This window comes from Arthrobacter sp. HMSC08H08, assembly GCF_001807575.1.
Taxonomy (GTDB): Bacteria; Actinomycetota; Actinomycetes; order Actinomycetales; family Micrococcaceae; genus Pseudoglutamicibacter; species Pseudoglutamicibacter albus.
The window spans coordinates 31,268-31,476 of the sequence record NZ_KV789394.1 but is presented as its reverse complement, the minus strand read 5'-3'; positions in this window follow the sequence as shown (position 1 = coordinate 31,476).

Here is a 209-nt window from a genome sequence, read left to right as displayed (position 1 = left end):
GATCATCCCCGCAGGCGCGGGGAACTCACCGGCCGCGACATCTACGGCGTAGACCGATGCGGATCATCCCCGCAGGCGCGGGGAACTCACGTGCCGTCGGGGTCGTGACATACTTCGCTACGGATCATCCCCGCAGGCGCGGGGAACTCAACCGTTGGGTCTACGCCTTGCACCTGCAGTTCGGATCATCCCCGCAGGCGCGGGGAACT